Source organism: Bacillus sp. EB106-04-04-XG123, assembly GCF_058791855.1.
Window position 1 is genome coordinate 346,163 of record NZ_JBYTDZ010000002.1, and the last position, 22,610, is coordinate 368,772.

A 22,610-nucleotide genomic window follows, 5' to 3' on the forward strand; every position below is an offset into this window, starting at 1 on the left:
TCTGCGACCAATCTGTGCTCTCTATGTCTTTCTTCCTGATTGTTCAGTCAGATGTTGACCAGATTGTTTCATCACTGGGTGTTTCATTATGTATAGTAAAATATTTAAATATCTATCTTTGTTTTAATCCACGATTTTCATTATACATGAGACATCGACAAAATGAGCTAATATTTTTATTACATTTATGTTTCAAAAACATGTCGTGATTGTCATACTTCGCCAATTCCTTGCAAATCCCACCTTTTTATCCAAGAAAAAAGCATGACCTTTTCGGCCATGCTGGGATGTTCTGAATCTATTTACCTATTTAATCAATTAACGTACAGATTTCTCGTTCGTATTTTGACAGTGTTTGAACACTGATTTGAAAAGCAGACGCAATGTCTTTTTTGCTGACAGCTGATTCTTCTTGTTCATTCATCCATAGATAATAAGATGCTGCTGCCCAGGCAGGCGCATTTTTCTTATCAATACCAGAAGCACGTGCCTGCTGAATAATATGGAATAACCAAAAATAAGGCATATGGCTGTCAGGCTGAACGGCTTCCTCTAAACTGGATGCCGCCTGTTTTGCAAAAACTGCATCTTCTGAAAAAGACTTTTCTTTCATTTCATCTTCATACAAAAGCAGTTCTATGAATTGCTGTTCAAAGGCCGTTTTCGCTGCACGTGCATCAAGGACAGACTGCAGAACGTCACGTTCTCCTTTTTGTTTGCTGACATAGTACGCAGTCAGACGTTCCTCAATCGAGACCATTGGCTCAGTCTCCTCAGGTTTATCCTGCCACGGCTTGATCTCATCTGCGTCGATATCTTCTTCGACCATCTTATCCCAAACCGTTTGGGCGAGCGTTTTGTGGCCTGTATGATAGGCTGCGCTTGCAAGCCAGTATAAAAATGTACTATCTCCCTGAAAACCTGTTTTGTACAAAGAATAAAGCCATTTAAAGGCCCATTCAAATTCTCCTACAAGGGCAAATGTTGCACCAAGCTTATAACGCTGTTCACTTAGTATTGGATACACGTGCGTTAATTGCTTCGCTAACTTGTTGACCTTCTCTTCTTCTTTTTCATAATGGTAGAAGACTAGCTGATTGCAAAGGGCATGCAGATTACCGGGATTTTCATGAAGGACCCGGTTCAACATTTCTTTCGCCTGATGGATTCGGCCAGAATAAAAATAGGCCAAAGCGAGATTGTTATACGCTGACCAAAATTCTGGATACTCAACAATCATCTGTTCCAGCATCTCAATGGCTTCATCGAGTCTGCCGCTTTCAAGCAAATGGTTTGCTTGATCCTGCTTCACAATCAGGTCATCCTGATCATAAGGAAAATCTTCGTCCTCTTCGTCGCTCATATCGAGCAGGTCCAGGAGGTCGTCATTTTCATCCGCAAATTCCCCGTTCTCTTCCAGTGCGGCATAAGCAGTAGCTGATTTATATGCCTCTTGAAATAGTCCGAGATTGGCATAATTATTGGCTTTAAAGTAGTGACACTCAGACATGTTTTCATCGATGTGTTCGAGGATGAAATCAAGCAGTTCGTTTGATTGCTGGTAATGACCCATTTCAGTATAAATAATGGCAAGCTGTGACAGCATTTCTACATTTTCAGGCTCAAGTACGATAGCCCGCTGTATTAGCTTACTTGCCCTAGACAAATTTCTTTCTCTATATGCTTTAAGACCTTTATGAAAAAAGTAATGCCCATCTTGAAAAAGCTGGACGACTTGTGTGTGATTATTTTGAGAAGTGTATTTACTCACCGATACCCTCCATTTCGAACAGTGTACCGTGTGTAGTATAACATACTTCACCAGTCGTCACATAGAACAAAAGGAAAGGAAGGATTTGTTTTTCATTTAAAAATAAAAAGCCTGGGATATCCCCCGGCTTTTTATTCACCTTGATGACGCTTTTTTAATACCTTTAATACATCATCAAGCGGCAATTGCTGTTCACGTAATAGCACAAGAAGATGATAGAGGAGGTCCGCTGTTTCCCATTTCAATTCTTCTTGATCCCGGTTTTTCGCTGCAATGATCACCTCAGACGCTTCTTCCCCTACCTTTTTCAGGATTTTATCGACCCCTTTTTCAAATAGATAGGTAGTATAAGCACCTTCAGGCATTTCCGCCTGACGCTTTGCAATGACCTGTTCAAGTTCATTTAATATCGCAAAACGATCCTGCTCTTCGCTTTGACGCTTTACGCCTTCTTCCGAAAAACAGCTATAGCTGCCAGTATGGCAGGCTGGGCCGCTTGGCGCGACAAGGACAAGCAAAGCGTCCTTGTCGCAGTCATATCGGATAGAACTCACTTGCTGGGTATGTCCGGAGGTGGCGCCTTTGTGCCAAAGCTCGTTTCTCGACCGGCTATAAAACCATGTTTCACCTGTCTCCAGCGTTTTTTCATAGGATTCTTGATTCATATATGCCAGCGTCAGTACTTCCTTACTTTGAGCATCCTGTACAATCGCAGGAATCAGGCCTGCTTCATTAAAAGTTAATTCATTTGCCTGTTTCATCTGACCTTCACCCCGTGTTCTCTCAAATATGTCTTTACCTCGTGAATGGAGGTTTCTTTGTAATGGAAAATGGAGGCTGCTAATGCTGCATCAGCTTCTCCTTTTGTAAATGCCTCCAGCATATGCTGGGCATTGCCAGCGCCGCCAGAAGCGATAACTGGCACAGTGACTGCCTCTGATACAAGCTTTGTCAATCGATGATCAAAGCCTGTCTTTTCACCATCGGCATCCATACTTGTCAGTAAAATCTCTCCTGCACCTCTTTGCACAGCTTCCTTCGCCCAGTCGCTAACCTCTAAATCTGTTTGACGGCGTCCCCCGTGTGTATAGACCATATATGCTTTTTTCTCTTCATCGTATTTTGCATCAATTGCGACAACGATACACTGGGAGCCAAAAAAGTCAGCACCTTCTGAAATCAGTTCTGGCCTTAACACAGCTGCTGTATTGACAGATACTTTGTCTGCACCCGCTCTTAATATACGCTTCATGTCATCAAGGTGGTTAATCCCGCCTCCTACCGTAAATGGTATGGCAAGAGTGGACGCGACTTGTTTAACCACATCCACCATCGTTTTCCGGCCTTCATGCGACGCAGAAATATCTAGAAAGACAAGTTCATCCGCCCCTGCCTCATCATAGATCTGCGCTAATTCTACCGGATCACCAGCATCCTTTAAGCCTAGGAATTGCACTCCTTTGACAACACGCCCTTCCTTCACATCAAGACATGGGATGATTCGTTTTGTCATCATATGCGGTCAAGCCCTTCAAATGCTTCCGCTAAAGTAAACTGCTTCGTGTAAAGTGCTTTTCCAATGATCGCACCAGACACACCAGTTTCTTTTTGCGCTGACAGCTTTTGAAGATCAGCTACCGCGCTGACACCGCCTGAAGCAATCACTTGTTTGCCGGTTGCTTCTGCTAAGCGAACCGTGCTTTCCACATTGGGACCAGACAGCATGCCATCCATTTGAATATCGGTGAAAATAAAGACCTCTGCGCCTTCCTTTGCCAATTCCCTGCCGAGCTCCTCTGCCTTCACTTTAGACGTTTCAAGCCACCCTTCAGTCGATACAAAGCCATTTCGCGCATCAATCCCAATTGCGATTTTCTCTCCATATTGCGCCAGCATTTTTTTCACAAAGGCTGGGTTAGATACAGCTGAGCTGCCAAGTATCACTCTATCGACGCCGCTCTTTAAATAAAAAACAACGTCTTCTTCTGTCCGAATACCGCCGCCGATTTGTACCTTCACATCTAAAGAAGATGCAATCGCCAGCACATGCTCATGATTGACACGTTTCCCTGCTTTTGCACCATCTAGATCCACAAGATGAATCCACGTTGCTCCATCCTTCGCAAATTTCGCGGCCATGTCGAGCGGTGAATCTCCATAAATGGTTTCTTGATCATAATCACCTTGTACAAGACGTACACATTTGCCATTTCTCATATCAATCGCTGGATATAATGTAAACTCACTCATTTGCTCACCCTCTGTTCGTTTGCTAATTGAATAAATTGTTTGAGCAGCGCCATTCCCGTTGTACTGCTTTTTTCAGGGTGAAACTGTGCACCAAGCACATTTCCCTTGCCAACGATTGCTGGTACTTGAACACCATAGTCCGCGCTTGCTAATTGCTCATCTGGGTTCATATCACTCACATAATAAGAGTGAACAAAGTATGCAAATCCTTCTGTTACACCGTCAAACAATGGGGAGGGCTGATGAAATGTGAGCTCATTCCACCCCATATGAGGTACCTTCAGCCTTTTCCCGTCCTGATCACGATCTTTTAAAAGAACGACACGCCCTTTTAACAGCCCCAATCCTTTTGTGCGGCCTGCCTCTTCGCTTTCTTCAAATAACAGCTGCATGCCAAGGCAAATGCCGAATAACAGCTTTCCTTCCTGCACAACTTGATGAATAAACGCCTCAAGTCCAGTCTCTTTTAACAGCTGCATTGCATCACGAAACGAACCAACTCCGGGCAAAATATAAGCATCTGCTTTTTTCAGCTCCTCCACATCAGAGGAAACGATATAACGGGCACCTGCTCGTTCCAGTGCTTTTGATACGCTGAACAAATTTCCCATTCCGTAATCAATGACTCCGATCATTAGAGCATCCCCTTTGTCGAAGGAATTCCTTTCACACGTGGATCAATGGTTGTTGCTTCATCTAAGGCACGTGCCATCGCTTTAAAAATGGCTTCAATCATATGGTGTGTATTCGTTCCGTAGTGAACAATGACATGAAGGTTGATCCGGGCTTCAAGTGCAAATTTCCACAGAAACTCATGTACTAGCTCTGTATCAAAGGTACCTACCTTTTGACTTGGAAAGGCCGCTCTCATTTCCAAATGAGGACGATTGCTTAAATCGACCACGACCTGGGCAAGAGTTTCGTCCATCGGAACAAAGCTTGAACCATACCGCTTAATTCCCTTTTTATCGCCTAACGCTTCCTTAAACATTTGCCCGAGCACAATGCCGATATCTTCTGTTGTGTGGTGATCATCAACATCCGTATCTCCTTTCGCATCGACGGTCAAATTAAAGTGTCCATGCTTCGTAAATAAATCAAGCATGTGCGTCATAAAAGGGACGTCTGTTTGAATATCCGCTTTTCCTTCTCCATCAATTTCTAGCGCTAATGAAATGTTCGTTTCATTTGTTTTTCTCGCTGTTTTCGCCTGTCTCATTACGATTCCTCCCGCTTTCTCGCTTCAATCGACCTTGCATGTGCTTCAAGCCCTTCTAATCTGGCAAAAGCGGCAATGCTTTCCCGGTGTGTTTCAAAGGCCTCTTGACTATATGAAATAATGCTCGTTTTCTTTTGAAAATCAGTCACACCAAGCGGGCTGGAGAATCGAGCTGTTCCGTTTGTTGGCAGCACATGATTCGGCCCTGCAAAATAATCGCCCACCGGCTCTGGACTATAGCGTCCTAAGAAAATCGCACCCGCATGCTTGATTTGACCAAGAAGTGATTCTGGATATGCTGTCAGCACCTCTAAGTGCTCTGGTGCTAATTGATTGACGACGTCTACTGCACGATCAATTGATTCTGTCACGTAAATATGGCCATGATCTTGAATGGATTGTGCTGCGATTGATTTTCTCGGCAAAGTATCAAGCTGCTTTCTGACTTCAGCCTGCACGCTTTCAGCAAGTGTCTTAGACGGTGTTACCAAAATACTAGATGCAAGGGCATCATGCTCTGCCTGCGAAAGTAAATCCGCCGCTACCTCATGTGCGACTGCTGTTTCGTCTGCTAGAACTGCAATTTCACTTGGACCTGCAATCATATCAATATCTACCTGACCAAATACTTCCCTCTTTGCCAGCGCTACATAAATGTTCCCTGGACCTGTGATTTTATCAACAGGCTTGATGCTTTCCGTTCCATAGGCAAGTGCCGCAATCGCCTGTGCACCGCCCATTTTATACATCTCAGAAATACCAAGCTCCTTCGCCGCAGCCAAGACAGCGTCAGAGAGACGTCCATCTTTCCCAGGAGGTGTCACAAGAACGATTCGTTCAACGCCAGCGACTAGCGCAGGGATCACATTCATTAAGACGGATGATGGATAGGCAGCTGTTCCACCCGGGACATACACACCTACCGCATCAAGCGGTGTCACCTTTTGACCAAGCATTGAGCCGTCCTTTTGGTGATAAAACCAAGAAGAGGTCAGCTGGCGCTCGTGGTATGTGCGAATATGCTTGATAGCCGTTTGGATAATCTGAACCATCTCTTTATCCAAACGTTCGTAAGCTTCTTCCATTTCACCTTCTGTGACAAGCGGATGTTCAATCAACACGCCATCGAATTGCTTTGTAAAAGACCGTACAGCTTCATCACCATTTGTTCTCACTTCTTGTATAATGCGCTGAACAGCCTGACGCTGCTCTTCTGTTCCTGTATCTAAAGTCCGTTTGAGTGAGAGAGTATCTGTCTCACCTTCTTGTATGCAGGTGATGTTCATGATGATTCCTCCTCTTCTCCTTCAATAATTCTTGCAAGACGCTGTGCCATTTCATCGATCACCGTATCCTTCATCCTGTAGCTCACAGGATTGACAATAAAACGTGACGTGATATCACAAATATGCTCCGTTTCCACAAGTCCATTTTCCTTTAGTGTTTGACCTGTAGAGACAATGTCAACAATGCGATCGGCAAGCCCAATGAGCGGTGCTAATTCAATGGAACCATTCAGCTTAATGATCTCCACCTGCTCCCCTTGCTCTCTAAAATAGGACGATGCGACATTTGGGTACTTTGTTGCCACACGCGGTGCGACACCACCCCAGCTCGCTCCTGGCAAACCAGCAACAGCTAAATGACATTTACTAATGTTTAAATCGAGCACTTCGTACACATCACGAGCTTCTTCGAGCATGACATCCTTCCCTGCAATGCCAACATCCGCCACACCGTGCTCTACATAGGTGGTCACATCCATTGGCTTAGCTAAAATAAAGCGGAGGTTTTCTTCTGGTACATCTATGATTAATTTTCTTGAATCCTCGAATTCCTCTGGCAGCTGGTACCCCGCCTGTCTTAACAGCCCGGCTGCTTCTTCAAATATCCGGCCCTTTGGCATCGCCATCGTCAACACTTTACCCATTTCGCTCTTCCTTTCTAGCGCCGATAAAATAAGTCACCTGTTCAAATGCCTTGGTCATCGCGTCAATATTTTCAATCCCCGCTAAGTCTTGCAGGACGATCTTTTTCCCTTTTGACCGCTCCTTTTCTGCAAAAGCAAAAGCTTCAAGTCTTTGTTCTTTGCTAAAAATCACAGCTTCCTGCGGCTCATTGATCTCTTTCGCATCCAGCGCTTCAAGAAGACGGTCTAGTCGAAGCCCGAACCCTGTAGCTGGTGCGGGTGCATTAAAATGAGCAAGTAATTGATCATATCTACCGCCACTTCCGATGACCGATCCAACATGATCAGCAAATACTTCAAACAAAATACCCGTATAATAGCTCATATGACTCACCATGCTTAAATCTAAACGGATATATTCTGTACAGCCGTAATCTTCAAGTGTCTCCCATAGCGACTTTAGCTGTGCGAGCACCTCTTTTCCTTCTTGTGAAACGACGATTTCCTCTGCCCGCTCTATCACTTCTTGGCCGCCTCTTAACTCTAAAAGCTGTAACAGCCTCATTTTATCGATGGAGGAAAGCGGTAATTGTTTCACATGCTGTCGGTATCCTACATAATTCTTTTCATATAAGAAGCGGCGAAGGACGTTTGCACGCTCTGTATTTCCGAGTACATCGACAAATAACGTCTCTGCTAAAGCGACATGCCCGATCGCGATTTTGAAGGACCTTAGCCCGGCATTTTTTAAGGCAAATACGGCAAGTGCGATGACTTCAGCATCTGCACTAATCGAACCATCACCAATCAATTCAATTCCGACCTGCTCAAATTCTGATGGTCTTCCGCCTTCTCTTTCCTGCGCACGAAACACACTCGCTGCATACCCGACACGAAGCGGATACGCCTGTTCATGAAGCTTAGAAGCCGCCACCCTTGCAATCGGACCTGTCATATCAGGTCTCAGTACAAGGGTTTGCCCGTTTTGATCAAGAAGTTTAAAAAGTTGTGTATCAGTAATCGCCGATTGCACACCGACTGTATCGTAAAATTCAAGCGTTGGTGTCTCCATTAAACGGAAACCCCAACCATTCATAACATCTGTTAAAGAATGTCTCACTTTTTTCTTCGTCTCATACAATCCAGGTAATGAATCCCGCATACCATATGGTTTCTCAAACATAAACATGTTCTTCCGCACCTCCAACACATTAAAACAAAAAATTCCGAATCCTTTAGTTCGCTAATATGATAATATGCTAACAAAATAAAGTGATTAAATCAATCATTTTTATTTCTCTCTATTTTCATCAACATATTCTGGAATTATTACATTCAAGTGACACCTGTGCCTTTTCTGCATGTTCGGTGAAGGAACGTGCTATAATACTTAAAAATATTGAATAACACAGGAGATTAACAGTGAAGTTCATCCAGACATTAATCTTAACTTTGTTGTGCGCATGTCTTGTTTATTTCGGCTTTATATACGTTTCACAAATCGACCAAGTCAAGAAAACAGCTTCGCCGCAAGAAGCAGCAAAAAAAGAAAACGATACGGCACTCGCGGCTGAAGAAACTCGTTCAACAAAAAAAGCAGAAACCACACATCATTCACTAAAAGGAAGCAAAAAAGCCATGGACGTCATTCTCTACAATCAAATGGATGCACCAAGGCTTTATAATGGATGCGAAGTCACGAGCTTAGCGATGCTGCTTCATTACAGCGGCTATGAGCACGTAACGAAAAACGCATTGGCAAATGAAATCAAACGTGTTCCGCTCAATTATGAAAATGGCTTAAAAGGTGACCCTCATGACGGATTTGTAGGCGATATGGAGAATGGACCGGGTCTTGGGGTTTACCACGAACCGATTTATCAGCTTGCGAAAAAATACGCGGGCGATCAAGTTGTCGACTTAACCGGAAAGCCTGTTAAAAAGGCCATCTATCAGTCACTTGAAAAGGGCTATCCTGTCTGGGTGATTACGACATCCACCTTCGACAAAACCGATAACATCGAAACTTGGAATACACCAAATGGCAAAATAGATGTAAGCTTTAATGTGCATAGCGTAGTCATCACAGGCTATGACAAGGAGCATGTCTACTTGAATAACCCATATGGAGAAAAGAATCAAAAGGTCGACCGTGATCAATTTGAAGATTCTTGGGAACAGATGGGCAGTCAGGCGATTATCATTAAAGCGTAAAAAACAACCTCTATCCGCATAGAGGTTGTTTTTAAATGATTTATTTTTCTAGAAATTCCTTTAGGCGGTCTTCAAGCTTTTCAGCCGTCATTGCACCTCCGCCCAAGCTGAAGTATTCATCCCCTCTTTTTAATAAAAGTGTAGGATAGCCATTCACATGAAGTTGATGAACCATCGCAAAGTCAGCATATGCATCATTGAACACTTCTTTTGTTTTCATACGTTCAATGACTGCGTCAGGATCAAGATCATGCGCCAAAGCGATCTCCCGATACGTTTCCTCATCACTCAGACTTTTTCCGTCTTGATAAAAAGCCTTTTGCATCGATGAAGCCAAGTACAATGAACGCTCAGGTGCGATGGATCTTAATGCAGAAAAACCAATGGCCGCAGCCTCAGAGTCTAAAAGAAACGTTCCGTTTGCTAGCAGCTTCTGATAACGTTCACCAAACTCGACACCAGTCAGCTGACTAATACGCTGATTTGCTTCTGGGATGTGTGGATAATCTTTTATCGGTAGACTCCTTTCCCCTACAAATAAACCACCCGACACAAGTGTTAGTGATATCTCCGGATGATTTTCATGCAAAGTGCGGATACTGTTTGAAAATCCATAACACCAGCCACAATACGCATCCCATACATAAATGAAAGACAATTCTTGCTCGTTCATATGTTAGACTCCCCATTTATCATTTTTAGGCGGCCATGAACCTGCTTATTCAGCTTCAGATACAACGGTAAAACGTTCTCCAACATGGGCTGCCTGCTCCACTTCATCAACCAGTGCAATGGCGTAGTCAGCATAGCTTACATAGCTGTCACCTTTAGAATTGACAATTAGATTGTCTTTCCCTTTCACATAAGAACCTGTACGTTTGCCAGCTGGATTAAAGAATGCAGCAGGGCTGAGGAATGTCCATTTTAATCCCTCTGACTGTTGAAGATCTTTTAGGTTTTCTCCTTGCTGTGAAGCAGTAGGCACATACTCCTTTGGAAATTCTGGTGTGTCCACAAGTCTTGTTGTTTTCGCCTCATCTACAAATAGACTTCCTGCTCCGCCCACAACGATTAAACGAGTCTCAGGTGCATCTTTTAAAATATCAATCAGCTTTTTCCCAGCTTCTACGTGAAGGTGCTCCTGTCCAGGAGGTGCGCCAAATGCATTCACAATCACATCAAAGCCTTTGATGTCATCTGCTTGCAAGTGAAACACATCCTTCTCAAGAACAGCTAGTGATGAATCAGTCACTTTTTGTGCATCGCGGACGATTGCCGTTACTTCATGTCCTCTTGATTGAGCTTCTTTCACAATTTCTTGTCCTGCTTTTCCTGTTGCGCCAATAATTCCAATTTTCATGTTAACTCCTCCTACAATATGGTTTTATGTTGATAAAGAAAGGTGTAACTAATTCGGTTACAACAGAGGTAAAAAAAATTGAATTGATCATCCAATTTTTTTGATTAGCACATGCGTTAGTTCACTTAATTTGATCTCAGCAAGTACTTGCTCCATCGCACTTTGAGCCCGGCATAAGATTAATTCAAGCACCGCTTGAATATTTGCACCGATCGGACAGTCAGGATTTGGGCTTTCATGAATTTGAAACAATTCACCCTCATCTACGACTTCAACCGCTTTATACACATCGAGCAATGTGATGTCGTCTTCACTGCGGTTCAGCTGCGAACCACCTTTGCCAAGACTCGTTGAGATTAGGCCTGCTTTTTTTAATTTACTCATAATGCGGCGGATGACCACTGGGTTTGTATTCACACTTCCTGCGATATCCTCCGATGTCTGTAAAGATCCTTTTTCAAGTGATAGCAAGGCCAGAATATGGACAGCGACAGTAAATCTGCTGCTGATTTTCATGTTTTCTCACCTCTGTTGTAATCATTATAGTTACACCATGTCACATTGTCAACAAAAAAGTCTGCCGAGCTACTCAGCAGACTTAGATTGACGTGCTTCCATTTCTTCCTTCGTATAAATCATACGCATTGGATTTCCTCCAACAAATGAGCCTGCTGGCACATCCTTATGAACAAGTGTGCCAGCCGATACGATTGCTCCATCCCCAATGGTCACACCAGGTAAAATAGTGGAATTAGCTCCAATTAAGACTTCATCACCAATATAGACTTCCCCAAGTCTGTACTCTTTAATCAAATACTCATGGGATAAGATGGTCGTGTTATAACCGATTACACTATTTCGACCGACGGTGATTTTCTCAGGAAACATCAGATCAACCATCACCATTAAGGCAAACGCCGTATCCTCGCCGACCTTCATACGAAGAAAAGTACGGTATATCCAATTTTTCATTCCCATAAACGGCGTGTACCTTGCCATTTGAATAAAAATGAAATTTTTCACCACTTTGAAAAAGGGAATTGTCCGATAGACTTGCCGCAGCGAATTGACCCCTTTTACTGGATATCGATCTGTTTTTCTCAACTTAATCAGCTCCAACAATCGCCAGGAGATCACTCATTTTCTTCAGCATGAAGTCAGGGCGATGCTTTAAAAGGGCCTCTTCTCCTTTAATAGACCAAGCCACACCTGCCGTTTTTGTCCCTGCCGCTTGACCAGACAAAATGTCATGATAATTATCACCGACCATCACCGCTTCATGCGGATCACTGCCAAGCTTTGATAATGCCAGCTGAACAGGCTCCGGATGCGGCTTCTCATTTTGTACATCATCGAGCGTCACAATGACCTCAAAGAACGGCTCTAAACCGGTCAGCTTCAATCCCATTAAAACCGTATCCCGTATCTTCGTTGTGACAATACCGAGCTTAAATCCTCGATCCTGCAGGACTTTCAATGTGTCTAAAACGGTCTCATATTCAGTCACAAGCAGATCATGCTGCTCATGATTAAACGTGCGGTACATCTGAATCATGTCATCCGTCAACTCAGGATCCATCGCAGAGAATGTATCAAACAAGGACGGACCAATGAAATGAAGAATATCCTCACGGCTGTACTGACCAGGGTAATAATGATCCAGCGTATGCTGAAATGAAGCAATAATTAATTCATTTGTATTGATTAATGTGCCATCTAAATCAAATAGCACTGTGTTGATCGTCAATTCGTTCATATGGCTTCCTTTCTAACAGCTGCATGTTCCCGCTTCCGCCAAATATAGCTAATGGCAGCTGTCAATAAAATTGCAGAAATCAGGCGGATCACAAGAAGCGGCCATACTGGAATACCAAGTGGAATAAAAACCAGCGTATCTTCGACCACCGCATGGCAGGCAACGAGGAAAATAAAAGCTAGGGTTAAGTCCTTTTTACTCACACCGTCCTCTTCCACTGCCTTCATCATCACGCCGGCTCCATACGCCAGACCAATCGTTAATCCAGCCACCATTGTCATAGACGTATTTTCTTTCATCCCAAGCATTCTAGTAAAAGGTGACAGCCACTTAGACAGTGTATGTAGCCAGCCTAAATCTCTCATGAATTGAATGATGATCATGAGCGGGATAACGATACAGGCAAGCTGCAGCACACCGAGTACTGCTTTTTGTATAGCAAGAAGAACGATCATGTACCAGCTGGAAGGCACATCAGCCGCCTGAGCTGCACTCAAAAGTCCATATTGCGCCGGCTCCTCGCCTCCCTGCCAAACGAGATGAATGACAATAGCAGAAATAACAGCAAGACTGATTCTAACCAGCAAAATCACAGATACTCTTAGTCCAACCTTTGCCGCCACTGTCGATTCGATGATCAGGTTATGGCAAAAGGACAGCATCACTGCCAAAATAAACACTTCCTTCACAGGAAGCTCTAATGTCAAAATGGCTGCAATTCCGGCATACAAATTCAGCATGTTTCCTAATACAAGCGGAATCGCTGCTTCCCCCGAAAGACCAAACAGCCCCATAAATGGCTGAATGAATCGGATGATCCAATCCATGACAGGCGTATGCTGCAAGATACTGACGAGAATAGTTACTGGAAAGATAACTTTGCCAAGAGTCCAAGTTGTCGATAGCCCTGCTTTCAAGCCGTTTTTCCATGTCTCTCTCATCTCTTCTCATCCCCCCTGCTTAATTCGATGAATTGTTCTCTTTATACGGAATTGATGCGTATCCTTTCATTCTTCTAAAGAAAATCAGTAGAACAGCCACTGCGAATATCGCAATCGAAATCATCTGTGCGATTCGAAGATGCTCTGTCAGCATTAAGCTGTCTGTTCTCATCCCTTCAATGAAGAAACGGCCGATTGAATACCAAATTAAATAAGACAAGAAGATTTCGCCTCTGCGCAGCGAAGTTCTCCGTAATAAAATCAATATGACAACACCGGCAAGATTCCATAATGATTCGTATAAGAACGTCGGGTGATAATAGGTACCATCAATATACATTTGATTAATGATAAACTCAGGCAGATGCAAATTTTCTAAAAAGGCTCTTGAAACCGCCTCACCATGCGCTTCTTGGTTAATAAAGTTCCCCCAGCGCCCAATTGCCTGCCCTAGTAAAATACTAGGTGCTGCTACATCAGCTATTTTCCAAAACGATACCTTTCTCACTTTTGTAAAAACGATGGCTGTCAGCACAGCACCAATCAGCCCGCCGTGAATCGCAATTCCTCCATTCCAGATTTTAATGATTTCGTTTGGATGCTGCTGATAGTAATCCCATTCGAAGGATACATAATAAATTCGGGCACAAATAATCGCGATTGGAATGGCAAATAAGATTAAGTCAATAAACAGATCTTTATTGATTCCTCTTTTTTCACATTCTCTCAGTGCGAGCCAGAGTCCAAGCAAGGCTCCGACCCCAATAATCACACCATACCAATGAACCGAAATAGGTCCGAGCTGAAAAGCGATCGGATCAATTGGCTGAATTGCTTCGTTCATATAGTCAACTCCTATTCATCCTGGCCATTGTCTTCAATGACATCGGCAAGTTTACTTGTAAATTGTTCTGCTGCATTATGCCCCATACGTTTCAGCCTGAAGTTCATCGCAGCCACTTCAATGATAACCGCTAAGTTTCGACCTGGCCGCACAGGGATCGTCAGCTTCGGCACATCTGTATCAATAATTCTCATTTTCTCTTCTTCAAGTCCTAAACGATCATACTGTTTGCCTTGTTCCCAAAGCTCCAGATTCATCACAATCGTAATTCTCTTATAACTTCTGACAGCACCTGCTCCAAATAAGGTCATCACATTAATAATGCCTAACCCGCGGATTTCTAAAAGATGTTCAATTAGCTCTGGTGCACTTCCGACTAACGTATCCTGATCCTCTTGACGGATTTCCACGCAATCGTCTGCAACGAGGCGATGTCCCCTCTTCACTAATTCTAAGGCTGTTTCACTTTTTCCTACTCCGCTTTTCCCAATTAATAATACACCTACACCATATACATCTACGAGCACACCATGAATGGCAGTCGTTGGTGCGAGCTTACTTTCTAAAAAGTTGGTCAATCGACTTGAAAGTCTTGTCGTTTTTAGACTAGATCGTAAAACGGGCACACCATTTTCATTTGATGCTTCGATTAATTCCTTCGGCACATCACGATCTCGAGACAAAATAATGGCAGGGGTAATATCTGTACAAAGAGACATCATTCTCTGCTTTCGTTCGCGTTCTGGGAGCTGTTCAAAAAAAGAAAGCTCTGTTTTCCCTAAAAGTTGAACTCTTTCTTTTGGGTAATATGTAAAATAACCAGCCATTTCAATACCTGGTCTGGAAAGATCACTGATTGTAATGGGACGATTAATCCCTTCTTCCCCACTTACCAGTTCAAGATGAAATTGTTCCATTATGTCCTTCGTACGAACTTTCGGCACGCTTCTTCCTCCTTTTATCACAGGCGATTCAGAAATACAGCTCTATTTTATCACTTTCAATGATGAACCCAAAACAGTATTTTATCCTGTTCCTGTTTCACCGCCCTAACTGGTATAGACAACTATACTTAAAAAGAGTAAACTTAAATGAAAGATAACGAATAAGGGGGCTCAAACATGAGCGGTTCTTTATTGCTCTCCAATATTCATATTGTGACAAAGACAAAGATCATCGAAAACGGTTTTGTCGGTTTACGCGATGGCAAGATTGACTATATTTCAACATCACCACCGACAGGAAATTATGAAAAAGTATATATTTCCCGGGAAAACTTTTATTTACTCCCTGGAATGATTGATATTCACATCCATGGTGGATATGGTGCAGACATGATGGATGCGACAGCAGAAGCGATGAATACACTCGCTGACAACCTTCCATCAGAAGGAACGACAAGTTTTTTAGCGACAACCATTACACAAAACCATCATGAGATTGAGCAGGCACTTAAAAATGTCGCTCAGTGGAAACAAAGTAATGAAGAACATGCAGGAAGTCAGGCGCAATGTCTAGGAATCCACCTAGAAGGTCCATTTATTTCTAAAGATAAGGCAGGGGCACAGCCTGTTCAATGGATTAAACAGCCCGATATTCCGCTTTTTAAAAAATGGCTGGATGCATCTGAACAGCTAATTCGAATTGTCACGTTTGCGCCTGAGGAAGACACAGATTTTGCTTTTCTGTCCCTGTTACAGGAAAAGAACATGATCCCTTCTATTGGACATACGAATGCCCATCATGACATGATTAATTTAGCAGCTAAGCATGGTGCACGCCATGTAACGCATCTTTATAACGCAATAAGTTCGTTTCAGCATCGTGAACCGAACGCTGTAGGTGCTGCTCTTACGAATGAGAACCTTTATACCGAGCTGATCACTGATGGGATTCACTCCCATCCTCTTTCCATCAAGCTTGCGTATTTGGCAAAAGGAAGTGATCGTTTAATCATGATCACAGACTCGATGCGTGCAAAAGGGCTCGGTAATGGAACGTACGAATTTGGCGGTCAGACGGTCACAGTCAGCGGCGAAAAAGCATTGCTGGAAGATGGTACACTTGCAGGATCGATTTTGCGAATGAAAGATGGCGTCAAACGGATGAAACAGCTCACAAATTGTGAGTGGACAGAGATTGCGAAGATGACCTCAACCAATGCAGCCGCTCAGCTGGGACTTGATCAACAGCTCGGTTCCATCGAAGTTGGAAAACTAGCAGATTTGGTGGTTTGGGATGAATCTGGTGAACTGATGATGACGATCTGCCGTGGACAAATCGTCTTTGAAAAAAAGGAGGCCAACCACTAATGAACATCATCGAATTTGAAAGCAAGGAGCAATTAGGAAAAGAAGCAGCCGCCATTATTGCACTTGCAATAGCTGCTAAACCTGATGCCGTACTCGGCCTAGCAACGGGCGGTACACCTATTGATACTTACAAAGAGTTAATTCAACTTCATCAAGCACATCAATTGTCTTTCAAGCAAACAAAAACAATCAATTTAGATGAATATGCAGGACTTGATCCAGAACACGAAAATAGTTATATGACCTACATGAAACGTCATTTATTTGACCATATTGATCTCCCTCAGGATCAGTATTTTCTTCCAAATGGCAATGCAGCTCACTTAGAAAAGGAATGCTTAAGATATGACCAGCTTATTGAGGATGTAGGCGGCATCGATCTTCAGCTCCTTGGAATCGGTCAAAATGGACATATCGGTTTTAACGAACCTGGTACCCCATTCAACTCAAAGACTCATGTCGTGCAATTAGATGAGAACACGAGACAGGCTAACGCAAGATACTTTTCTTCTATTGATGAGGTACCTACTCATGCGATCACAATGGGAATTGCGAGCATTCTTTCAAGCAAAAAGATTCTCCTTCTTGCTTCGGGAAAATCAAAAGCGAAAGTGATACAATATTTAGAACAGGCAGAGATTCATCCAGACTTCCCAGCATCTGCACTGAAACTCCATGAAGATGTAACAGTTTTGATTGATCGAGAAGCTGGATCACTACGCTAAAAACGAGAGGATTTTCACATGTTTATTGATAAGCAGTCACCTATTCCGATGTACCATCAGATTATGGAGAACTTGAAAAAGCAGATTGAGGATGGAACATTAGCACCTGATACACTCATTCCTTCTGAAAGAGAATATGCCGAACGCTTTGGTATTAGTCGAATGACTGTCAGACAAGCCTTATCGAATCTTGTGAACGAAGGATATTTGTATCGACAAAAAGGTAAAGGCACCTTTGTTAGCCGAAAAAAATTTGAACAGCCGCTTCAAGGCTTAACAAGCTTTTCAGAGGATATGCGGCAGCGAGGGCTCAAAGCATCAAGCCAGCTGATTGACTTCAAAAAAACCGCATGTCCAGAGCACTTGCTGCCAGCCCTACAACTGTCAAATAGTGATGATGTTTTTGAACTAAAACGGATACGCCTTGCAAATGATGAACCGATGGCGATTGAAACGAGCTATATACCTGAAAGATTTGCAGGAGATTTAACAAAGGAACATTTAACTGGCTCTTTATATGAATATATAGAAACTCACACTGGTCATGTCATTGCTCATGCCAAACAGGAGCTTGAAGCCAATGTTGCCTCAAAGGAAGAAGCATACTTGTTGTCTATTTCAACAGGCGATCCTGTGCTTTCCATAACAAGAACGACTTTTTTTCAACAAGACGTTCCATTTGAGTATGTTGTTTCCGTTTATAGAGGGGATCGTTACAAGCTCATTCATACAATGGAAAGATAAACAGTGCCCCTGACACGGAGCACTGTTTTTTTATTTCCTAAGAAATTTTGTTTCATCATCATTTTTTGTATGAATTTTCCATATTGGTGAAATGGCTTTTCCTTGGAAACGATCTTTTGCTACAGTGTACCAATAATAATCTTCATTTGGCTTTAAGCCCTTCCACTCAAAGCTCGCTTTTTTGCCGCTTTTTACGCCGCGCGCTTCTCCTAGAAGAACATTCGTATACACATTGAGTTCAAAATAATTGGTTTTGACCGATTTCATTTTCGGTGTCAAATCCACATCGATTGAAAATTCATCTTGATCTCCATACGTTTTAGGATCGTAAAAATGCTCTTTATTCAAGTAAGGTGAATATGTTGTAAAATGAAGTTGATTTTTTTCTTGATCCGCTGTTATGACCCTCATAAACCCTTGCCCACCTTCAGGTCCTGACTGATAATCGGCGAGTATTTGATATACTTTCCTATCTGCTTTTCCATCATGGTCATCATCAAGCTCATCTACTTTCCTGCTGGCTCCATGGTAGTGGCCGCTAAATACTGCCACAATATTAGGATGGCGTTTCACCACTTGATGGAAGATGAGATCGCCAATCGGGCTTCGGTTGCCGCTCACTAGCAAATACTCATGGAAATTTAAAATGACAATACGATCTGGATGCTCAGAAATCACGCGGTTTAACCAATCAATTTCATCTTGCTTAATCCCCCAGCCCATGTACACCATCATATAATCATTGCCGCCGGCAGAGATGAGATCATAATGACCTTTATTGTTTCGATAGGATTCACCATAGTAAGGCTTATCAGCAAAGCGTTTTTCCCCGAAATATTTCCCGTATTCCGCATATAAACCGTCCTTGTGTCTAACATCATGATTTCCTGCTAAAACACCATAGGGAATGTGATTCTCATCTAATACACGCATAAATGTATCAGCACGGTGCCATTGCTTATCCTTTGAATCATCCACAATATCGCCTGTATGGAACACATATTGAATGTTTAATTTCTCCCTCTGATCTCTGATCCATTCGACCATTTGTTTAAAGATATGAGGATAGCTCTTTGCATAATATTGAGTGTCAGACATCCACACCATCTTATATGGCTTTTGTGATTTGCTGATTTCATCCTGTACTAGCAAATCAAACGTTTGATTCTTCATGTACTGTCTCACTGACAGCAGCCCTTTTAGGTAAAATTCCTTTTGATCCTTCGCAAAGTGATGAGTGATTTTATCCCACTTTTCCTGCTGGTGATTCCATGCGTACATTGTCACCTTTCTCCCCGACAATGAACTCCCTTTCCATACAGCTTCGACGACATCCTTTTCGCGCACATCATGATGAACCTTAATTTGAAAACGATGATAAGGAAAACGCTGTAAATCCTTCGTTTCAACTGCCTTCCCATCAACAAATGCAATGCGGTTCCTTTCTTGATCAGAAAAAATCATTTCTCCTTTTTGAAGAAAACTCTTTGGCGGCTCTGTCTCTGCTGCATACTTAAAAATCTTCATTGAAGGATGCAGCGATGTATATTGATAGGCACGATAAAAAGAGTAATCTAACTTATCATTGGTTGGATCCTTGGTTAGCACAGTTTGCTTTGATGATTTCATTTTCGTCTTATCTGCCACCCGTTCTGGTGTTTCTGGATGCTCATGTACCGTCTTGAACTCTTTTTTCAACGTCGACATGTTCCCAGCAGCATCTTTTGCTTTGACCATAAACGTGTGCTTCCCAGGCTTTAATTCACTAGAGGACGTCTGATATGGCAAAGAAACTGGTTTGCCATCTACATACGCCTTCAACTCTTCTATATCACTCCAACGATCCGTTACTTTTGCTTTTAATGTAAAGGCGCCTTTATATTGATCCTTTGCTTGTACGTTGGTCTTAATTCTCGGCCCAGTGTTATCAACTTTCACACGTACTGAAGCATGCTCGTCTGAGGTTTTGGCCTCAATTAGGTGCGGCCCTTCTTTCAGCCTTTTTGTATCCCACTTTATATAGGTTGAGACATAAGCCTCTTTTGGAATCTCAAATTGAAACGTTCTAACCTTTTTTGCGTTCCCGCTGTCTCCCATTCTCCATTCCTTTTGCGGCTTCGCATTGATTGGCTGAATTTGTGTTCCATTCGATAAGATCATCCTAACGTTTTTCATTTCAAAATCATCATGATTCTCTCCAGGGAGCCTGTCTATCGGAGAAGACTTTGTGCCAGCGTGGAATGAGATCGTTTGGAGACCTGCCTTTTTTATCTCTTCTTCTGGTATTGGCATTGTATAGGTACGATACACTTTTGTCGAATCATCAAAAACAGAAAGTAGACGCTTACCTATAGATACACCATTTTTAAAATATAAATTTGTTCCTTTGACATCAAATGCGATATATGGATCTGCTTCAAGGGCAGCGGATACTTGCTGATTCCGTTTTCCATCTATCCGTAATTCGATGCTTTTTTTCTGATCAGACGTTGCCTTTAATGAAAATAACCCTGAAACCGTATCTCCCTCTTCTACATTGAATCGGAGACCGTGGGCTTTGCTAACCTGCTCCACATCAACCGCTTTTTTCAACGTCTTGGCTTCATTTTCGCCATCTGACGCTTCAAGCTGATATTCCAATTGTTCCTTCCCAATCAACTCAGGTGAATAAATAATATGATGAAATAACCGGTCATTTTGGTCTTTTTGCAGCAGTATTTCCTTGAACGCTTCTTTTCGATTCGTTCGATAACGCAGCTTGACGGTTTTCACGGCATGATCATCCTGGACATCTGCTTTAATCTCTACGCTTTCAGTTGGTTTCACCGGTTTCCTTATCGTCATATCTTCAATCACAGGTTTATGGATATCTTGAGAAATTTCCTTTTTCTCAGATGGAATTTGTGCTTTTAGCACTTTACCTGGAGTGGGCTCTTCCTCAATTTTCGAAATCAGCTTCGTCTGCGTCGTACCATCCATTGGATACTTAAACAGCAAGGATTTATGCTCGCTAAACCATGATGGCTTCAAACGAAATGCGGCAGAAGAAATCTCTTCACCTATATTTGTTGTGATCGAAACAAGACGAGATTTAGAGTTGGACAGCCCTTTGCTCTCGATAATGGTTAGATGCTCGCCCTCTTTTAATTGGCTTTTGTACATGGCATTAAAGTCCGCTACAGTTAAATGCTCCTGCCCTTTTTTTCTCAGCCAAAAAACATAAGGTTTTCCAGGTGAAATGGTGACTGGATTTTTATGAAAGGAATATACATCATCCAATTCGATACCCTGCGTGGGATTGCGGTAGCGGAGCTGATAATGTTTAAGTGAGATAGGCGCATGCGTCGTGTTATACACTTCGATAAACTCAAAAGCATCTTTGCCTTTTCGGTTTTTTGAATTAACGACAATTTCTGTGATGAATAAGTCCGGAATATGCGAAAGATCCTCTTCAAATCCATTTAAATGTACCGATTTCTCTGCTGTTTTGATCACTGATTTTTGCGTAAGGAACTCTGTATAGTAATGAACGGTTGGATTCCATAATTGATCTGGCGGAATTTTCGCTGTAAATTCTGGCTTCATTCCGGGCAGCCGTTCCATTGGAATCAAGCGATACCCCAGTTCATCACTTTGTTTATAATACAAGTTCGCAGACAAAATCTGTTCTTGGTCACTAATGGACGCACGAAACTGAAGGTCATGGCTTTTTCCTTGAACAGGGCGGACATCCACATGAAATTGATCAAAGATAAAAGGCGAAAAAGGCTTGTCCGGTACATTCACTTCTGTTTGAAGAAAAGGCCCTGCTAAAGCAGGCTGACTGAAACAAAAAAGAATGATAAAAAAACATAAAAGCATGATTTGTCTGCTCACGTTCACCATCTTGCACCGCCTCCCTTCGGATATTGTGTCTCCTGAAGGTGGTTTTTATGTCAGATGGAACGGAGAAACGATACAAATTTGCACAAAAAAACCGTTAGCTTTTTTTCGCTAACGGCTCTACGATTCCTTTTTGTATCAACAGATGGAAAATGGACAAAATGACAGCCATCCAAATGGCCGTTCCGAATCCATCAATGTTAAAGCTATCTCCCATAAAGCTCGATGTCATCATGAGTGTAATGGCATTGATGACAAATAAGAACAATCCTAGAGAAAGGACGGTCACTGGAAGCGTTAAAATGATCAAAAACGGCTTCACTAAAATATTGAGCAAGGACAAAATGATACTTGCCACAATGGCTGCGCCAAATCCTTCAATATACACGCTCCCGAGCCCAGGCAAAATGCCTGAATCAAAATATCCAGCAATGACGATTAAAAGTAATGCATTTACTAAAATACTGACGATCCATCTAAGCATTTATTTAGTGCCTTCTTCCGGAACAACAAAATACCAGATGAAGTAGATCAGGAAGATCGGCATAAATGCTGTCAAAAATCCGATGATGACGGTTAAAATGCGAAGCAGCGATGCATCAACACTTAAATATTCCGCAAGTCCACCAACAACACCCGCTATTTTTTTATCTGTTGCTGAACGATAAAGTTTCTTCATGTAG

Annotated in this window: 24 protein-coding genes; 4 read left to right on the forward strand and 20 right to left on the reverse strand. The window is 42.5% G+C overall.

Features of this window, described 5'->3' with window-relative positions:
- Nucleotides 1-310: 310 nt before the first annotated feature.
- From AC3WTB_RS07225 to AC3WTB_RS07265, 9 genes are all read right to left on the reverse strand, one after another.
- Nucleotides 311-1,771, reverse strand: coding sequence for a tetratricopeptide repeat protein (locus AC3WTB_RS07225; protein WP_144490035.1), 1,461 nt, complete (start codon nucleotides 1,769-1,771; stop codon nucleotides 311-313).
- A gap of 131 nt (nucleotides 1,772-1,902) precedes the next feature.
- A complete protein-coding gene (gene hisIE / locus AC3WTB_RS07230) occupies nucleotides 1,903-2,532 on the reverse strand; it encodes a bifunctional phosphoribosyl-AMP cyclohydrolase/phosphoribosyl-ATP diphosphatase HisIE (protein ID WP_058837573.1) in 630 nt (209 codons plus the stop codon).
- Nucleotides 2,529-3,287, reverse strand: coding sequence for an imidazole glycerol phosphate synthase subunit HisF (gene hisF, locus AC3WTB_RS07235; RefSeq protein WP_047201833.1), 759 nt, complete (start codon nucleotides 3,285-3,287; stop codon nucleotides 2,529-2,531). Before hisF ends, hisIE begins: the two co-directional genes overlap by 4 nt.
- Nucleotides 3,284-4,021, reverse strand: coding sequence for a 1-(5-phosphoribosyl)-5-[(5-phosphoribosylamino)methylideneamino]imidazole-4-carboxamide isomerase (gene hisA, locus AC3WTB_RS07240; RefSeq protein ID WP_492333527.1), 738 nt, complete (start codon nucleotides 4,019-4,021; stop codon nucleotides 3,284-3,286). The genes hisF and hisA overlap by 4 nt, the downstream gene beginning before the upstream one ends.
- A complete protein-coding gene (hisH, locus tag AC3WTB_RS07245; RefSeq protein WP_492333528.1) occupies nucleotides 4,018-4,656 on the reverse strand; it encodes an imidazole glycerol phosphate synthase subunit HisH in 639 nt (212 codons plus the stop codon). Before hisH ends, hisA begins: the two co-directional genes overlap by 4 nt.
- Nucleotides 4,656-5,240, reverse strand: coding sequence for an imidazoleglycerol-phosphate dehydratase HisB (hisB, locus tag AC3WTB_RS07250; RefSeq protein ID WP_024423560.1), 585 nt, complete (start codon nucleotides 5,238-5,240; stop codon nucleotides 4,656-4,658). The genes hisH and hisB overlap by 1 nt, the downstream gene beginning before the upstream one ends.
- The gene (gene hisD / locus AC3WTB_RS07255) at nucleotides 5,240-6,526 is read right to left on the reverse strand and encodes a histidinol dehydrogenase (RefSeq protein ID WP_126682339.1); all 1,287 of its coding nucleotides are present in this window, start codon (nucleotides 6,524-6,526) and stop codon (nucleotides 5,240-5,242) included. Before hisD ends, hisB begins: the two co-directional genes overlap by 1 nt.
- Entirely contained in the window at nucleotides 6,523-7,170 is a 648-nt protein-coding gene (hisG, locus tag AC3WTB_RS07260) for an ATP phosphoribosyltransferase (RefSeq protein ID WP_058837569.1), read from the reverse strand. Before hisG ends, hisD begins: the two co-directional genes overlap by 4 nt.
- Nucleotides 7,163-8,338 carry an ATP phosphoribosyltransferase regulatory subunit gene (locus AC3WTB_RS07265; RefSeq protein ID WP_126682340.1) on the reverse strand — a complete coding sequence of 392 codons (1,176 nt, stop codon included), beginning with the start codon at nucleotides 8,336-8,338 and terminating at the stop codon, nucleotides 7,163-7,165. Before AC3WTB_RS07265 ends, hisG begins: the two co-directional genes overlap by 8 nt.
- Nucleotides 8,339-8,571: 233 nt before the next feature.
- Here AC3WTB_RS07265 and AC3WTB_RS07270 point away from each other — a divergent pair, with 233 nt between their 5' ends.
- Nucleotides 8,572-9,363 carry a C39 family peptidase gene (locus AC3WTB_RS07270; RefSeq protein WP_058837567.1) on the forward strand — a complete coding sequence of 264 codons (792 nt, stop codon included), beginning with the start codon at nucleotides 8,572-8,574 and terminating at the stop codon, nucleotides 9,361-9,363.
- Between the two features lie 40 nt (nucleotides 9,364-9,403).
- On the opposite strand, the gene AC3WTB_RS07275 is transcribed toward AC3WTB_RS07270, so the two are convergent.
- The 8 genes from AC3WTB_RS07275 to hprK all read right to left on the reverse strand — a co-directional run bounded on the left by AC3WTB_RS07275 (nucleotide 9,404) and on the right by hprK (nucleotide 15,208).
- On the reverse strand, nucleotides 9,404-10,036 hold the full coding sequence (locus AC3WTB_RS07275) for a DsbA family protein (protein ID WP_492333529.1): 633 nt from the start codon (nucleotides 10,034-10,036) through the stop codon (nucleotides 9,404-9,406).
- A gap of 45 nt (nucleotides 10,037-10,081) precedes the next feature.
- Nucleotides 10,082-10,723, reverse strand: a complete 642-nt coding sequence (locus tag AC3WTB_RS07280) for an NAD(P)-dependent oxidoreductase (RefSeq protein ID WP_144467961.1) — start codon at nucleotides 10,721-10,723, stop codon at nucleotides 10,082-10,084.
- 87 nt (nucleotides 10,724-10,810) lie between these two features.
- Nucleotides 10,811-11,239, reverse strand: coding sequence for an Rrf2 family transcriptional regulator (locus AC3WTB_RS07285; protein ID WP_024423567.1), 429 nt, complete (start codon nucleotides 11,237-11,239; stop codon nucleotides 10,811-10,813).
- Nucleotides 11,240-11,308: 69 nt separating this feature from the next.
- The gene (locus tag AC3WTB_RS07290; protein ID WP_492333530.1) at nucleotides 11,309-11,827 is read right to left on the reverse strand and encodes an acyltransferase; all 519 of its coding nucleotides are present in this window, start codon (nucleotides 11,825-11,827) and stop codon (nucleotides 11,309-11,311) included.
- A 1-nt stretch (nucleotide 11,828) separates the two neighbouring features.
- Complete coding sequence (ppaX, locus tag AC3WTB_RS07295; protein ID WP_492333531.1) at nucleotides 11,829-12,479, reverse strand: pyrophosphatase PpaX; 651 nt, start codon at nucleotides 12,477-12,479, stop codon at nucleotides 11,829-11,831.
- A complete protein-coding gene (locus AC3WTB_RS07300) occupies nucleotides 12,476-13,420 on the reverse strand; it encodes a nucleoside recognition domain-containing protein (RefSeq protein ID WP_039181688.1) in 945 nt (314 codons plus the stop codon). Before AC3WTB_RS07300 ends, ppaX begins: the two co-directional genes overlap by 4 nt.
- Before the next feature lie 19 nt (nucleotides 13,421-13,439).
- Complete coding sequence (gene lgt, locus AC3WTB_RS07305) at nucleotides 13,440-14,264, reverse strand: prolipoprotein diacylglyceryl transferase (RefSeq protein WP_039181691.1); 825 nt, start codon at nucleotides 14,262-14,264, stop codon at nucleotides 13,440-13,442.
- An 11-nt stretch (nucleotides 14,265-14,275) separates the two neighbouring features.
- Nucleotides 14,276-15,208 (reverse strand): HPr(Ser) kinase/phosphatase, encoded by a 933-nt coding sequence (gene hprK, locus AC3WTB_RS07310; protein ID WP_024423572.1) that lies wholly within the window; start codon nucleotides 15,206-15,208, stop codon nucleotides 14,276-14,278.
- A gap of 177 nt (nucleotides 15,209-15,385) precedes the next feature.
- On the opposite strand from hprK, the gene nagA reads away from it, so the two are divergent.
- From nagA to AC3WTB_RS07325, 3 genes are read left to right on the forward strand one after another with little or no spacing between them, the layout of a single operon-like run.
- Entirely contained in the window at nucleotides 15,386-16,576 is a 1,191-nt protein-coding gene (gene nagA, locus AC3WTB_RS07315) for an N-acetylglucosamine-6-phosphate deacetylase (RefSeq protein ID WP_492333532.1), read from the forward strand.
- Nucleotides 16,576-17,301 carry a glucosamine-6-phosphate deaminase gene (gene nagB, locus AC3WTB_RS07320; protein WP_492333533.1) on the forward strand — a complete coding sequence of 242 codons (726 nt, stop codon included), beginning with the start codon at nucleotides 16,576-16,578 and terminating at the stop codon, nucleotides 17,299-17,301. The genes nagA and nagB overlap by 1 nt, the downstream gene beginning before the upstream one ends.
- An 18-nt stretch (nucleotides 17,302-17,319) precedes the next feature.
- Nucleotides 17,320-18,045 (forward strand): GntR family transcriptional regulator, encoded by a 726-nt coding sequence (locus AC3WTB_RS07325; protein ID WP_492333534.1) that lies wholly within the window; start codon nucleotides 17,320-17,322, stop codon nucleotides 18,043-18,045.
- Nucleotides 18,046-18,075: 30 nt separating this feature from the next.
- Here the strand turns inward: AC3WTB_RS07325 and AC3WTB_RS07330 are convergent, their stop codons facing one another.
- The 3 genes from AC3WTB_RS07330 to AC3WTB_RS07340 all read right to left on the reverse strand — a co-directional run bounded on the left by AC3WTB_RS07330 (nucleotide 18,076) and on the right by AC3WTB_RS07340 (nucleotide 22,606).
- Nucleotides 18,076-21,930, reverse strand: coding sequence for a lamin tail domain-containing metallophosphoesterase family protein (locus AC3WTB_RS07330; RefSeq protein WP_492333535.1), 3,855 nt, complete (start codon nucleotides 21,928-21,930; stop codon nucleotides 18,076-18,078).
- A 94-nt stretch (nucleotides 21,931-22,024) separates the two neighbouring features.
- Nucleotides 22,025-22,411, reverse strand: a complete 387-nt coding sequence (locus AC3WTB_RS07335; protein WP_024423577.1) for a phage holin family protein — start codon at nucleotides 22,409-22,411, stop codon at nucleotides 22,025-22,027.
- Nucleotides 22,412-22,606: a PspC domain-containing protein gene (locus AC3WTB_RS07340; RefSeq protein ID WP_024423578.1), complete on the reverse strand. Its 195-nt coding sequence runs from the start codon at nucleotides 22,604-22,606 to the stop codon at nucleotides 22,412-22,414. It abuts the gene before it with no gap.
- Nucleotides 22,607-22,610 lie beyond the last annotated feature (4 nt).